At 69.7% G+C, this 12,487-nt stretch carries 12 protein-coding genes; 6 read left to right on the top strand and 6 right to left on the bottom strand.

Going from position 1 to position 12,487, the window contains the following annotated elements; all coding sequences use genetic code 11:
• Window positions 1-5 precede the first annotated feature (5 nt).
• A complete protein-coding gene (locus tag BBK82_RS22315; RefSeq protein ID WP_065916740.1) occupies window positions 6-1,886 on the top strand; it encodes a patatin-like phospholipase domain-containing protein in 1,881 nt (626 codons plus the stop codon).
• Between the two features lie 133 nt (window positions 1,887-2,019).
• Window positions 2,020-3,048, top strand: a complete 1,029-nt coding sequence (srmL, locus tag BBK82_RS22310) for a PheS-related mystery ligase SrmL (protein WP_065916739.1) — start codon at window positions 2,020-2,022, stop codon at window positions 3,046-3,048.
• Here srmL and BBK82_RS22305 read toward each other — a convergent pair.
• Window positions 3,021-3,818, bottom strand: coding sequence for an SAM-dependent methyltransferase (locus tag BBK82_RS22305; protein ID WP_218920646.1), 798 nt, complete (start codon window positions 3,816-3,818; stop codon window positions 3,021-3,023). The two genes, srmL and BBK82_RS22305, sit on opposite strands and share 28 nt — an antisense overlap.
• A gap of 206 nt (window positions 3,819-4,024) precedes the next feature.
• On the opposite strand from BBK82_RS22305, the gene lon reads away from it, so the two are divergent.
• The gene (lon, locus tag BBK82_RS22300; protein ID WP_065921260.1) at window positions 4,025-6,376 is read left to right on the top strand and encodes an endopeptidase La; all 2,352 of its coding nucleotides are present in this window, start codon (window positions 4,025-4,027) and stop codon (window positions 6,374-6,376) included.
• An 83-nt stretch (window positions 6,377-6,459) separates the two neighbouring features.
• Here lon and BBK82_RS22295 read toward each other — a convergent pair whose 3' ends face one another.
• From BBK82_RS22295 to BBK82_RS22285, 3 genes are all read right to left on the bottom strand, one after another.
• On the bottom strand, window positions 6,460-6,927 hold the full coding sequence (locus BBK82_RS22295) for an AMIN-like domain-containing (lipo)protein (protein WP_065916738.1): 468 nt from the start codon (window positions 6,925-6,927) through the stop codon (window positions 6,460-6,462).
• Window positions 6,928-6,990: 63 nt separating this feature from the next.
• Entirely contained in the window at window positions 6,991-7,437 is a 447-nt protein-coding gene (locus BBK82_RS22290; RefSeq protein ID WP_065916737.1) for an AMIN-like domain-containing (lipo)protein, read from the bottom strand.
• Between the two features lie 22 nt (window positions 7,438-7,459).
• Window positions 7,460-8,218, bottom strand: a complete 759-nt coding sequence (locus BBK82_RS22285; RefSeq protein WP_065916736.1) for a polysaccharide deacetylase family protein — start codon at window positions 8,216-8,218, stop codon at window positions 7,460-7,462.
• Window positions 8,219-8,308: 90 nt separating this feature from the next.
• On the opposite strand from BBK82_RS22285, the gene BBK82_RS22280 reads away from it, so the two are divergent.
• From BBK82_RS22280 to BBK82_RS22270, 3 genes are all read left to right on the top strand, one after another.
• Window positions 8,309-8,836 (top strand): YbhB/YbcL family Raf kinase inhibitor-like protein, encoded by a 528-nt coding sequence (locus BBK82_RS22280; RefSeq protein ID WP_065916735.1) that lies wholly within the window; start codon window positions 8,309-8,311, stop codon window positions 8,834-8,836.
• A gap of 123 nt (window positions 8,837-8,959) precedes the next feature.
• The gene (locus tag BBK82_RS22275; RefSeq protein WP_065916734.1) at window positions 8,960-10,330 is read left to right on the top strand and encodes a mycothione reductase; all 1,371 of its coding nucleotides are present in this window, start codon (window positions 8,960-8,962) and stop codon (window positions 10,328-10,330) included.
• 64 nt (window positions 10,331-10,394) lie between these two features.
• Window positions 10,395-10,808, top strand: a complete 414-nt coding sequence (locus BBK82_RS22270) for an NADPH-dependent FMN reductase family protein (protein ID WP_170067950.1) — start codon at window positions 10,395-10,397, stop codon at window positions 10,806-10,808.
• On the opposite strand, the gene BBK82_RS22265 is transcribed toward BBK82_RS22270, so the two are convergent.
• Together BBK82_RS22265 and BBK82_RS22260 are read right to left on the bottom strand one after the other, a co-directional pair.
• Entirely contained in the window at window positions 10,805-11,209 is a 405-nt protein-coding gene (locus BBK82_RS22265) for a VOC family protein (RefSeq protein ID WP_065916732.1), read from the bottom strand. The two genes, BBK82_RS22270 and BBK82_RS22265, sit on opposite strands and share 4 nt — an antisense overlap.
• A gap of 60 nt (window positions 11,210-11,269) precedes the next feature.
• A complete protein-coding gene (locus BBK82_RS22260; protein WP_237048313.1) occupies window positions 11,270-12,457 on the bottom strand; it encodes an MFS transporter in 1,188 nt (395 codons plus the stop codon).
• Window positions 12,458-12,487: the final 30 nt, after the last annotated feature.

Genomic DNA, 12,487 nt, shown 5'->3' with positions numbered 1-12,487 from the left:
AGCACATGGAGTACGACCGCTACTGCGACCTGACGATGCGCGGCGGCACGACCAGCGGAGTGGTGTACCCGCTGGCTGTCGCATCGCTGGCGCGCCACTACCGGTTCCGGCAGATCGGTGGCGCGTCGGCGGGGGCGATCGCCGCGGCGTTCACGGCGGCGGCCGAGAAGGGGCGCGAGCGGGGTGGGTTCGAGAAGCTCGCCGGGCTGATCGACTGGTTCGCCGGCGGCAGCGGGGCGGACCGGTGGCGGATGGCGCAGCTGTTCCAGCCCAACGCGAAGACGCGGGCGCTGTACCGGATCGTCGTCGCGACCATGCAGAAGCGGGAGACGACCGGGCGCAGTGCGGTGGCGTGCCTGTTCTTCGCGTTGCTCGGGGCGGTGGGGCTGCGGGCGAAAGCGGTGCTCGGGCTGATGGCGCTGCTGTGGCTGGGCGGGCCGGTGCTGTGGTCGGCGTGGCTGGCGCCGCGGGAGTACCTGCCGTGGCTGGCGGTGGTGGCGACGGTGCTGGCGGTGGCGTGTGTGCCGTTGGTGTTGTGGCCGCTGCGGAACAGTTTGCCGTGGCAGGCATGGGTGTTCGTGGCGGTGCCACTAGTGCTCGGGTTGGCGTTTTCGAGGCACTACGCGACGGCGGCGGTCGTGTTGTTGGTGTGGCTGGTGCTGACGTTGGCGATGGTCAGTGCGTTGATTGCCACGTACGCGTATGCGATGCAGCGGTACATGAAGAACAACGCGCGTGCGATCCACTTCGGACTCGTTCCGGGGACGGGTGACTTCACGCCGTCGTGGCTCGACCGGTTGGCGGGGATGCCGAAGTCGACAGGCGTGCCGCCGCTCGCGGACTGGCTGGCGGATCAGCTGGACGACATCGCGGGGACCGAGCACGCGCTGACGTTCGGGGATCTGGGCGATGTCAACCTGGTGCTGATGACCACCGACCTGTCGGAGGGGCGGCCGTACCGGTTGCCGTCGGACGTCGGCTGGCAGTACTGCGATGAGTGCCTTGACCACGTGCTCCCGCGGCGGGTCGTCGAGCAGATGAACGGCGCACCGGCCGGGGGCAGGTGTCCGCTGCACGAGCACATGCCGTTGCGTGAGCTGCCGGACCGCGAACGGCTGCCGGTCGTGCTCGCGGTGCGGATGAGCCTGTCGTTCCCGGGACTGATCGCGGCGGTGCCGTTGTGCCGCGACGGGAAGGTGCACTGGTTCTCCGACGGCGGCATCACCAGCAACTTCCCGATCCACTTCTTCGACTCGCTGCTGCCCCGCTGGCCCACGTTCGGCCTGAGCCTGCAGCCCTACCCGAACGGCGACACCGCGGACGTGTGGCTGCCGGAGCAGGACGCGTCGACCACCGGCACGCGCTACGCGACGCTGACGTCGATGCCGAGGTTCCTGATGTCCATCCTGGACACGTTCCTCGACTGGCGGGACACCATGCAGTCGGCGCTGCCCGGCTACCGCGGCCGCATCGCGCACGTCCGGCAGGCCGAGGACGAGGGCGGCAGCAACCTGTTCATGCCGCCCGCCACCATCCGCAAGCTCGCCGAGCGCGGCCAGAAGGCCGGTGACCTGCTCCGCGAACGGTTCGCACAGCAGCAGAACACCGACCGCTACCGCTGGATCCGCCTGCGCACGGCCCTGCGCGAGTACCGGGAGCTCGGCGTGCAGGCCGAGGACCGCGAGGCGCTCTACACCGACCTGCTCGACCGCTTCGCGATCCCCGAGGCGCTGCACGAGTGGTTCCGCACGCCGCCGGCCGATGGCGACCCGTTCCGCGACGAGATCACGGTCGCCCTGGACGACGTGGGCAGGCTCGCCCAGGACGGGCCGTTCGACGGGGCACCGCCGGTGGACCCGGATTTGCGGCTGACACCGCCCGAGTAGACCCGCTAACCTCGAACACATGACGCGCCGATTTAGCCACCCCCGACCCGCGGCGGTGGCGCGCGCCTGAACACCTTCCCGTCGGTCGGGGGACCTCGCAGCACCGCCCCTCACGACCGAGACGGGAACTCCCATGTACCGCACCGATGAACTCGTGCGCGCCCTGAACGTCCGCGATCTCACCGATCCCGCGCAGGGCCCGCACGCGATGCAGTTGCTCATCGCCGATCTCAAAGCCGCACTGCCGGACACGAGAGAAGTGCGCCACCATCCGCTCGTACCGGTGGAACACAACTACGAGCACCTCGGCTACCCCGCGGACGCCATCACGAGGGACGCCCGCTACACCAGGTACGTCAGCGAGACGTGCATGTTGCGCAGCCACACCACGGCGATGATTCCGCCGGTGCTCAAGCACGTGCAGCCCGACGTCACGCTCCTATGCCCTGGTGTGGTCTACCGGCGTGACACGGTTGATCGCCTGCACACGGGCACACCGCACCAGCTCGAGCTCTGGCGCATCACGCACACTCATGAACCATTCGACGACCTTGTTGACACGGTCGTGAGGACCGTTCTGCCCGGCAAGCGCTACCGCACAACGGACGCCGTGCACCCGTACACCACGCACGGCAAGCAGATCGACGTGTGGCACGACGGGCAGTGGGTGGAGATCGGCGAGGGCGGGTACGCCGCGCGGCACGTCCTCAAGCACCACCCGCACGGCCTCGCGCTGGGTTTCGGCCTGGACCGGCTGGTGATGCTGCGCAAGGGCGTTCCGGACATCCGCCTGCTGCGCAACGACGACCCGCGCATCGCCGCCCAGATGCAGGACCTGGCGCCGTACCAGCAGGTCTCCCGGCACCCGGCCGCGACGAGGGACATCTCGATCATGGCCGGCGAGCACGCCGACGCGGAGACGCTGGGGGACGCGATCCGGGCGCTGGACCCGCAGGACCTCGTCGAGGAGATCGAGATCCTCAGCGAGACGCCTGCGCACGAGTTGCCCGAGCACGTCCGGGTTCGCCTGGACGCCAAGGCGGGGCAGAAGAACGTGCTCATCCGCGTGACGATGAGGGCGCCGGAGCGCACCCTCACCGACCGCGAGACGAACGACCTGAGGGACCGGCTGCTTCAGGGCTTGCGGGCGACGGCGCCGTAGATGCTGATGCGGTCCTCGTAGGAGTCCGGGCGCCACTCGTTGACCGGGACGATGCCCGGCTCCAGCATCTCCATGCCCTCGAAGAAGCGGCCGACCTCGGCCCGGTTGCGGATGCTGATCTGGTTGTCGGTGTTCTTGTAGACGGCCATGACCCTGGCGGCCTCGGCCTTCTCCTCCGGCGTGATGTCGTCGTGCGTGCCGTGCGTGATCGCGAGGTACGAGCCGGAGGGGAAGGCCGACATGTACTCGGCGACGGCGCCGTACGGGTCGTCGGAGTCGGGGACGAAGTGCAGGGCCGCGATGATCAGCACCGCGACCGGGCGGTCGAAGTCGAGGACCTCGCGCGCGCCCTTGAGCACCGTCGCGGGCGTCCGCAGGTCGGCCTGCAAGGCGATGGCGTGGGAGTTGTCGGCGAGCAGGGCGTTGGCGTGGGCGACCGCGACGGGCTCGAAGTCCACGTAGACCACGCGCGCGTCCGGGTTGTCCTGCTGGGCGATCTCGTGGACGTTGCCCACGGTCGGGATGCCGGAGCCCAGGTCGAGGAACTGGTCGACGCCCTGCGCGACGAGGTGGCGCACGGCCCTGCGCAGGAACGAGCGGTTGGCACCCGCGCTCTGGGCGATGGCGGGGAAGATCTGCTCCACCTGCTTGGCGGCGGCACGGTCGGCTTCGAAGTTGTGCGAGCCGCCCAGGTAGTAGTCGTACATCCGCGCAACGCTCGGCCGCGTGACGTCGACGGTGGACGGGACCCACTTCAGCTCTTCCTTCACGGGCAGATCCTCGCTCGTCGCCGCACGGGTGTCCACCGCCACGCGCCCAGTCGCCCAGCGTGTCGGCACGCCGTTGCCCTTCCAGCCGAGCGCACTCGAACAAGCGGTCGGTCATCCGGCCGCTCGCTCACAGCGAACGCACCGGGGGAACACCGCCCCGCTGAAGTTGGTTGAGCGGTACAGACTCAACTTTGGAGGGTGACGAGATGGGCGAGACCCTGGCCCTGCCGGTACTGCCGCTGGACGACGTCGTGGTGCTGCCCGGCATGGTGGTGCCGATCCGCATCTCCGGTGCGGACGCGAGCGCCGAGGCCCGTGCGGCCGTGGACGCGGCCACGACCGCGGCGAATCATCAAGTGCTCCTCGTCCCGCGGCTGGACGGGAAGTACGCGGCAGTGGGAACGCTGGCCGAGATCGAGCAGGTCGGACGCCTTCCAGGGGGTGAGCGCGCGGCGGTCGTGCGCGGCACCAAGCGGGTGCGGATCGGGACCGGGACCACGGGACCGGGCGCGGCGCTGTGGGTGAACGCGACCGTCGCGGACGAGTCGCCGATCACCGACCGGACGCGCGAGCTGGCGAAGACCTACCGCGCGCTCGTCACGAACATCCTGCAGACGCGCGGTGCGTGGCAGATGGTCGACTCGGTGCAGCAGATCAGCGACCCCTCGGCGCTGGCCGACCTCGCCGGGTACGCCTCCTACCTCGACGAGAAGCAGAAGATCTGGCTGCTGGAGACGAGTGACGTCACCGAGCGGCTGGAGAAGCTGGTCGAGTGGGGGCAGGCGCACCTGACCGAGCTCGACGTCAACGAGACGATCGCCAAGGACGTCAAGGAGGGCGTCGAGAAGCAGCAGCGGGAGTTCCTGCTGCGCCAGCAGATGGCCGCGATCCGCAAGGAGCTGGCCGAGCTGGACGGCAAGCCGGCGTCCGAGGAGGCCGACTACCGGGCCAGGGTCGAGGCGGCGGACCTGCCGGAGAAGATCGAGAAGGCCGCGCTCGCCGAGGTCGAGAAGATGGAGCGCACCTCGGAGCAGTCGCCCGAGGTGGGCTGGATCCGGACGTGGCTCGACACGGTGCTGGAGCTGCCGTGGAACGAGCGCACCGAAGACTCGTACGACCTCAAGGCGGCGCGTGAGGTGCTCGACGCCGACCACGCGGGTCTGGACGACGTGAAGCAGCGCATCACCGAGTACCTGGCCGTGCGCAAGCGGCGGGCCGAGCGCGGCCTGGGTGTCGTGGGTGGTCGCCGGTCGGGTGCGGTGCTGGCGCTCGTCGGGCCTCCCGGCGTCGGCAAGACGTCGCTGGGCGAGTCCGTGGCGCGGGCCATGGGGCGCAAGTTCGTGCGGGTCGCGTTGGGCGGTGTGCGCGACGAGGCCGAGATCCGCGGTCACCGGCGCACCTACGTCGGCGCGTTGCCGGGCCGGATCGTCCGCGCGATCAGCGAGGCCGGTTCGATGAACCCGGTCGTGCTGCTCGACGAGATCGACAAGGTCGGCTCGGACTACCGCGGCGACCCGACGGCGGCGTTGCTGGAAGTCCTCGACCCGGCGCAGAACCACACGTTCCGCGACCACTACCTGGAGGTCGAGCTCGACCTCTCGGACGTGGTGTTCCTCGCGACCGCGAACGTGCTGGAGTCGATCCCGGCGCCGCTGCTCGACCGCATGGAGCTCGTGCAGCTCGACGGCTACACCGAGGACGAGAAGGTCACGATCGCCCGCGACCACCTGCTGCCGCGCCAGCTCGACCGGGCCGGCCTGACGGCGGAGGACGTGACGGTCGACGAGGCCGCCCTGCACCAGCTGGCGGGCGAGTACACGCGGGAAGCCGGTGTGCGGCAGCTGGAACGGGCCCTCGCGCGGATCCTGCGCAAGGTGACCGCGAAGGTCGCGCTGGGCGAGCGGGAACTGCCGATCGAGGTCGGCCAGCCGTCGCTGAAGTCGTACCTGGGCAGCCCGAAGAACACGCCCGAGTCGGCGGAACGGACCTCGGTGCCCGGTGTGGCAACGGGTCTGGCCGTCACGGGAGTGGGTGGCGACGTGCTGTTCATCGAGGCCTCGCTGGCCCCGAGGGACACCGGTTCGACCGGCGTCACGCTGACCGGCCAGCTCGGCGACGTGATGAAGGAGTCGGCGCAGATCGCGTTGTCCTACCTGCGTTCGCACGACGACAAGGCCGCGGCGCTGGCCGACCGGGGAGTGCACATCCACGTCCCGGCGGGCGCGGTGCCGAAGGACGGGCCGTCCGCGGGCGTCACGATGACGACGGCGCTGGCCTCGCTGCTGTCCGGCCGCCCGGTGCGCTCGGACGTGGCGATGACCGGTGAGATCTCGCTGACCGGCCGGGTGCTGCCGATCGGTGGCGTGAAGCAGAAGCTGCTGGCCGCTCACCGGGCCGGCATCACGACGGTGCTGCTGCCCAAGCGCAACGAGCCGGACCTGGAGGACGTGCCGGAGTCGGTGCGCGAGCAGCTGACCGTGCACTTCGTCTCGGAGGTGTCCGAGGTGTTGCAGCACGCGCTGTCGGCGGAGCAGGTCGCGGAGACCATCGCGGCGTAACGGTTCGGAGTCAGGACCCCTCGTGGGGGCAGCAGCGGCGACCGCTGCCCCCACGGGGCTTTTGCCGTTGTAGCGGTTGCCGCTCAGTGACCGATGTCGATGACGAGCCGGTTCGGGCTCGTCAGCGTGAACACCCGGTGCCACGACGCGGCGTTGCCGTAGCCGACGGCGATGCCGAGCGTGGCCTCGAAGTCGCACGTGAGCGCCACTCCGCGGACGTTCGTCAAACCAGGCGTCGGGAAGTTGCGCGACCCGGTGTAGGTCGGGTTCCCGGCGTCGTCGTGCGCGGCGGCACCGATCAGCGTGACCTCGAGGATCTCGCTGCCGGGCACCGCGACCGGCATCCCAGACCCGCAGTTCGAGACCGCGGTGACCTCTCGGACCCGGTGTTCGGCGGGCAGACCGGACAGGTCCAGCACCACCCGGTCGAACCCGGTGTTGCGGCCGGTCCTGATGTTCGACAGCGTGGGCGTGCTCTGCGCCGACGCGACCGGGACGAAGGTCAGGACCGTCAACACCGCCAGCAGGACGGCGGCAATGCGCTTGTTCATCGTTGGCCCCCTCTCAGGGTGACTCAGATGCCTTCAAGACGTGTGACTCGGACCACAGTTGCGTCAGTGGTCGATGTCGACCACGTAACGCGGCGGACTCGTCAGGAAGAAGGCGCGGTAGCCCGCGTTCGCCCTGCCGAGACCGATCGCGATCGACAGGTCGGCCTCGAAGTCGCACGTGAACACGACGCTCCTCACGTTCGCCAGGTCCGGCGTCGTGAAGTTGCGGGAGCCGGTGTAACCGTGCGCGTCGGCCGGCGTCAGGCGCACCTCCAGGAACTCCACGCCCGGCGCCGAGATCGGCTTGCCGGAACCGCAGTTCTCCGGCTGCGCGACCACGGAGGCGCTGTCCTGCGGCTGCCCGCCGGTCAGGTCGAACACCACCCGGTCGAACGTCGCGTGCCGCCCGGTCCTGACGTTCGTGAGCTCCGCGTACTCGGCCGCGGCGGCCTGTGGAACCACGCTCAACGCCGTCCCCACGGCGATGAGCGCTGCTGCGAAACGCTTCATCTGCTCCCCCTCTTCTCTCCGGCTACCCCAGGAAGTCCTCCAGGGGTACAGGCGTGAGCCCGTTCTCCTTGGCCTTGTTCAGAAAGGCCGTGAAGTCCTCGACGAACGTCGTCCGGAAGTGCATGAGCACGACATCACCCGGCCGCAGCCGGTCACCGACCTGGAACTGCACCCGGCCGTCGTTGACCGCGGCGGTCCAGTTGACGAGCGCCTTGAACCCGCAGTCGGCGGCGGCCTTGCGCGTGGTCGCGTCGTAGTTGCCGAACGGCGGGCGGAACAGCGTCGGGCGCTTGCCGTAGTCGGTCGCGAGGAAGTCGGCGTTGCCGCAGATCTCGTGCTTCTGGAACTCGTAGCCCTTGCCGTGCAGGTTCGGGTGCGTCGAGGTGTGGCTGTGCACCGTGACGGGCAGGTTCTTGAAGTAGTCCTGGTGGCCCTCGGCGTACTTGGTGTTGAGGAACACCGACGGCCACACGCCCGCCTGGATCATCAGCTCGCGCGCTTTCGGGTGCTGCACCGCGCCGTCGTCGATCGTGACGAACACGTACGGCTTGTCGGTTTCGATCCGCGTGACCACGGGCACCATGCCGTCGTGGACCGCCGGCGCCTTGGCCTGGGTGGTGCCGTACGGGTACGGCGGCTCGAACATGCGCTTCGGCTTCTCGGCCGTGGTGGTGGCCGGCGGCGCAGTCGTGAGCACCGGCGCGCTCGGCTGCGGCTGCTCCCCACACGCCACGAGCACGGCGACCAGCACCAGAGCAGCACAAAGCCGCAACTTGAACATCGTTTTCCCCCTCCACGCGGAAGACGCCGCGCAGGTGCACATGGTTGCACGGGGATAGGGTCGAACTGATCACAAAAAGGAGGAGTTCCCATGAGCCTCGAGCGCCCAGTCGCTCCGGACCCCTACTCCCTGCTCCCCGCGGCCGGCTCGTTCTCCGTGACGTCCGCGGACGTGGCTGACGGCGAACAGCTCCCCGACGCGCAGGTCTTCGAGGGCGGCAACACCTCACCCCAGCTCAGCTGGTCCGGCTTCCCGGCGGAGACCCGCAGCTTCGTCGTCACCTGCTTCGACCCCGACGCCCCCACGCCCTCCGGCTTCTGGCACTGGGTCGCCGTCAACATCCCCGCCTCCACGACCTCGCTGGACACCGGCGCGGGCGCCTCGGATGACACGCTGCCCGGCGACGCCTTCCACGTGCGCTCCGACTACGGCACCCGCGCGTTCGGCGGCGCCGCCCCGCCCAAGGGCGACCACCCGCACCGCTACTACTTCGTGGTGCACGCGGTGGACGTGGACGCGCTCGACGTGGACGGCGACGCCTCGCCGGCCGTGGTGAGCTTCAACCTCGCGTTCCACACGCTGGCCCGGGCGATCATCACGCCGACCTACCAGCACTGACACTGGTCCTGCCTGCCCGGTGCGCGGTGGCGTGCCGGGCAGTGCCGCGAACGGGCCCCTTGTAAGCCCCGCGTAACACCTGTTCCGGGAACACCGCTCCCCGCCGGATGGTTGGATCGACACGTGAGGCACTTCGACCTGGTCATCATCGGCACCGGCTCCGGCAACTCCATCCCGAACGACGCCATGGCAGGCTGGCAGATCGCCATCCTCGAGAAGGGCACGTTCGGCGGCACCTGCCTGAACGTCGGCTGCATCCCGACGAAGATGTTCGTCCACACCGCCGACCAGGCCGCGGCGCCTGCGAACGCCGAGAAGCTCGGCGTGGACGCGCACCTGGACGCCGTGCGCTGGCCCGAGATCCGGGACCGCATCTTCGGCCGGATCGACCCCATCGCCGAGGGCGGGCGGAACTGGCGGGCCAACGAGAACGCCAACGTGACCGTCTACGAGGGCACGGCGAAGTTCATCGACGCGCACACGATCGACACCGGCACCGGCGAGACCATCACCGCCGACCGGATCGTCATCGCGGCGGGGTCGAGGCCCACCACCCCCGACATCGCCGACCTCGACACGACCGGGTTCCACACCAGCGACACCATCATGCGGCTGGACGAGCTGCCCGAGAGCCTCATCATCGTGGGCAGCGGGTTCATCGCCTCGGAGTTCGCGCACGTCTTCAGCAGCTTCGGCGTCCAGGTCACGATGATCGCGCGGAGCAACCTCCTGCTGCGGCACGAGGACCTGGAGATCGCCGAGCGGTTCACCGAGGTCGCCAAGACGAAGTGGGACGTCCGGCTGCAGCGCAAGACGACGCGTGCGGAGAAGACCGCCACGGGCGTCCGGCTGCACCTCGAAGGGCCCGACGGCGAGGAGACGGTGGAGGCGAGCCAGCTCCTCATCGCGGTCGGACGGCAGCCGAACAGCGACCTGCTCGATGCGGGCAAGGCGGTCGAGCTGCACGAGGACGGGCGGGTCAAGGTCGACGAGTTCCAGCGCACCAGCCAGCCGCACATCCTGGCGCTGGGCGACATCAGCTCCGACTACCAGCTCAAGCACGTGGCCAACCACGAGGCCAAGGTCGTGCAGCACAACCTGCTCAACCCCGACGAGCCGATCAGGAGCGACCACCGGTTCGTGCCGGCCGCGGTGTTCTCCAGCCCGCAGATCGCGAGCGTCGGGCTCACCGAGGAACAGGCGAAAGCCCGAAAAATCCGTTATGTCACTTCGAGTCAGGCCTACGCGAGCATCGCGTACGGGTGGGCGATGGAGGACAAGACCGGTTTCGCGAAGCTCATCGCGGATCCGGCCACGGGGCAGCTGCTCGGCGCGCACATCATCGGGCCGCAGGCGTCGACGGTGATCCAGCCGCTCATCCAAGCAATGAGCTTCGGTCTGGATGCGAAGTCCATGGCACGTGGGCAGTACTGGATCCACCCGGCGATGCCGGAGCTCGTCGAGAACGCCCTTCTCAACCTGCCTCTGGACTGAAGTCCCCGCGCCACAGGGCCTTCCGACGGTGCCGCTCACGGGCGGCACCGTCGAAGATGCAGCGATGACCGACAAAGTGCTCGTCGCTTACACGTCCACGATCGCCGCCACGGACGAGATCGCCCAGATCATCGGCACCGAGCTCGCCGGCTGCGGGCTGCGCGTCACGGTCCTGTCCATCGCCGCCGCCGAGAGCCTGCACGGGTACGGTGCCGTGATCATGGGGGACGCGGCGGCCAGGGACGCGCACAGATTCGTGCGCAGGCACAAGGTTTCACTGAGGCACACGCCGATGTGGTTGTTCCACCGGGGAATGCCGCCGGTGCCGGGCGACGTCACGAGGATGGTGCGCAAGCTCGGGGCGAACGGGCCGGTGAGCTTCGGCGGTGCGGCACCGGACTGGGACCGGGCCAAGGCGTGGGCCCGTTACCTCGCCGACCAGCTCACCGTGCTGCACCGCGGGTTCGTCAGCAACTAGGCCTCTTGGATGCGCACGGTGTTGCCGGCCGGGTCGCGGAACACGCAGTCACGCGCACCCCACGGCTGCGCGGTCGGTTCCTGCACGACGTCCGCGCCGCCCGCCTGCAGCTTCTCGAAGGTGCCGTCCAGGTCCGGCGTCGACAGGGTGATGAACGCGTAGCTCCCGGCGGCCATCATCTCGGCGATCGCGGTGCGGTGGGCGTCGGTGAGGCCGTCGGCCATCGCGGGTGGTTCGAGCACGACCGACGACGGGGAACCGGCCGGGCCGACGGTGATCCAGCGGTGCGTGCCCCCGCCGACGTCGGCGCGGACCTCCCAGCCGAGCAGGTCGCGGTAGAACGCCAGCGAGACGTCCGGGTCGGTGTGCGGGAGGAACGTCGCGTGAATGGTGATGTCCATGCCGGCAACGTTATGACCAGCGCGAACGCCGTGCTTCTCGATTCCTGACCAGATGCGGGACTACACGTAGCGCGGACGGCCGGCGATCCAGCCCAGCGCGGTCAGCGCGGCCAGCAGCACCAGCTGCAGCACCAGCGACACCGTCCACGCACCCGTGGCGTCGCGCAGCAGGCCGAACGCGAACGGCCCGGAGGCCGCGATCAGGTACCCGAGGCTCTGCGCCATCGCCGACAGCCGCGCGGTGTCCGAAGTGGACTTCGTGCGCAGCGACATCACCAGCAGCGCCAACGGGAACATGCCCATCCCGAACCCGATCAGCACCATCCACAGGCCGGGAGCGGCGGCCGGTGCCACCAGCATGCCGAGGATGCCGGCGAACGACAGCACGCCCAGCACCAGCACCACCGGGCCCTGGCTGGAGAACCGCGCGGCGATCGGCGGCACGAACAGGCTCACCGGCACGCTCAGCAGCATCGAGACCGCGAGCAGCATCCCGGCGGTGTTCCGGTCCACCCCGGCGTCGACGAGCATCGCGGGCAGCCAGCCCATCACCGTGTAGGCGAAGAGCGACTGCAGGCCGAAGAACACCGTGATCACCCACGCGAGCGGGCTGCGCAGCAACGAACGCGGCGCGACCGGTGCCGCCGACTTCACGAACGTCGCCGACGAACCGTGCCGGGCACCCGCGAACCAGACCACGACCGCGCCCAGCGACAGCAGCGCCCACGCACCGACCGCGAGCCGCCACGAGCCGAGGTACTCCTCCAGGCGCGGCGTCAACGCGGCGGCCAGCGCGGCGCCCGCGGACAACGTTCCCGTGTAGACACCCGTGAGCAGGCCGACGCGGTCCGGGAACGACGCCTTCACCACGACGGGGATCAGGACGTTGGACACCGCGATGCCGGCGCACGCGATGAAGGTGCCGCCGAGCACGACCCACGGACCGTCGATCACGCGCAGCACCAGGCCGAGCGTGAGCACCCCCAGTGAGAGGCCGATCGCGCGGGCCATGCCGAGGCGGCGGCCGAGCCACGGCGCCGCGAACGCCGCGAAGCCGAAGCACAGCGCCGGAACGGCCGTCAGGGCACTGGTCCAAGCGGCCGAAACGCCAAGGGCGGCGCGGACATCAACGAGGACCGAGGCCAGACTGGTCACGGCTGGGCGGAGATTCGCCGCCGCGAGGGCGACCCCGATCGCGAGCAGCGTGGACCCGACCAGCGGAACGTGACGATTCTTGACGACCGTCACCCTGCGACCCCGATCGGTGGCAGTCTGTGC

It is taken from the genome of Lentzea guizhouensis (assembly GCF_001701025.1).
Lineage (GTDB): Bacteria > Actinomycetota > Actinomycetes > Mycobacteriales > Pseudonocardiaceae > Lentzea > Lentzea guizhouensis.
The sequence above is the reverse complement of the archived record's forward strand: the minus strand, read 5'-3'. Positions and strand labels throughout refer to the sequence as shown.

Coding starts and splice junctions, on each gene's coding strand:
- BBK82_RS22315 (WP_065916740.1), top strand. CDS start 6: ATGGAGTACGACCGCTACTGCGACCTGACGATGCGCGGCGGCACGACC.
- srmL (WP_065916739.1), top strand. CDS start 2,020: ATGTACCGCACCGATGAACTCGTGCGCGCCCTGAACGTCCGCGATCTC.
- lon (WP_065921260.1), top strand. CDS start 4,025: ATGGGCGAGACCCTGGCCCTGCCGGTACTGCCGCTGGACGACGTCGTG.
- BBK82_RS22295 (WP_065916738.1), bottom strand. CDS start 6,927: ATGAACAAGCGCATTGCCGCCGTCCTGCTGGCGGTGTTGACGGTCCTG.
- BBK82_RS22290 (WP_065916737.1), bottom strand. CDS start 7,437: ATGAAGCGTTTCGCAGCAGCGCTCATCGCCGTGGGGACGGCGTTGAGC.
- BBK82_RS22285 (WP_065916736.1), bottom strand. CDS start 8,218: ATGTTCAAGTTGCGGCTTTGTGCTGCTCTGGTGCTGGTCGCCGTGCTC.
- BBK82_RS22280 (WP_065916735.1), top strand. CDS start 8,309: ATGAGCCTCGAGCGCCCAGTCGCTCCGGACCCCTACTCCCTGCTCCCC.
- BBK82_RS22270 (WP_170067950.1), top strand. CDS start 10,395: ATGACCGACAAAGTGCTCGTCGCTTACACGTCCACGATCGCCGCCACG.
- BBK82_RS22265 (WP_065916732.1), bottom strand. CDS start 11,209: ATGGACATCACCATTCACGCGACGTTCCTCCCGCACACCGACCCGGAC.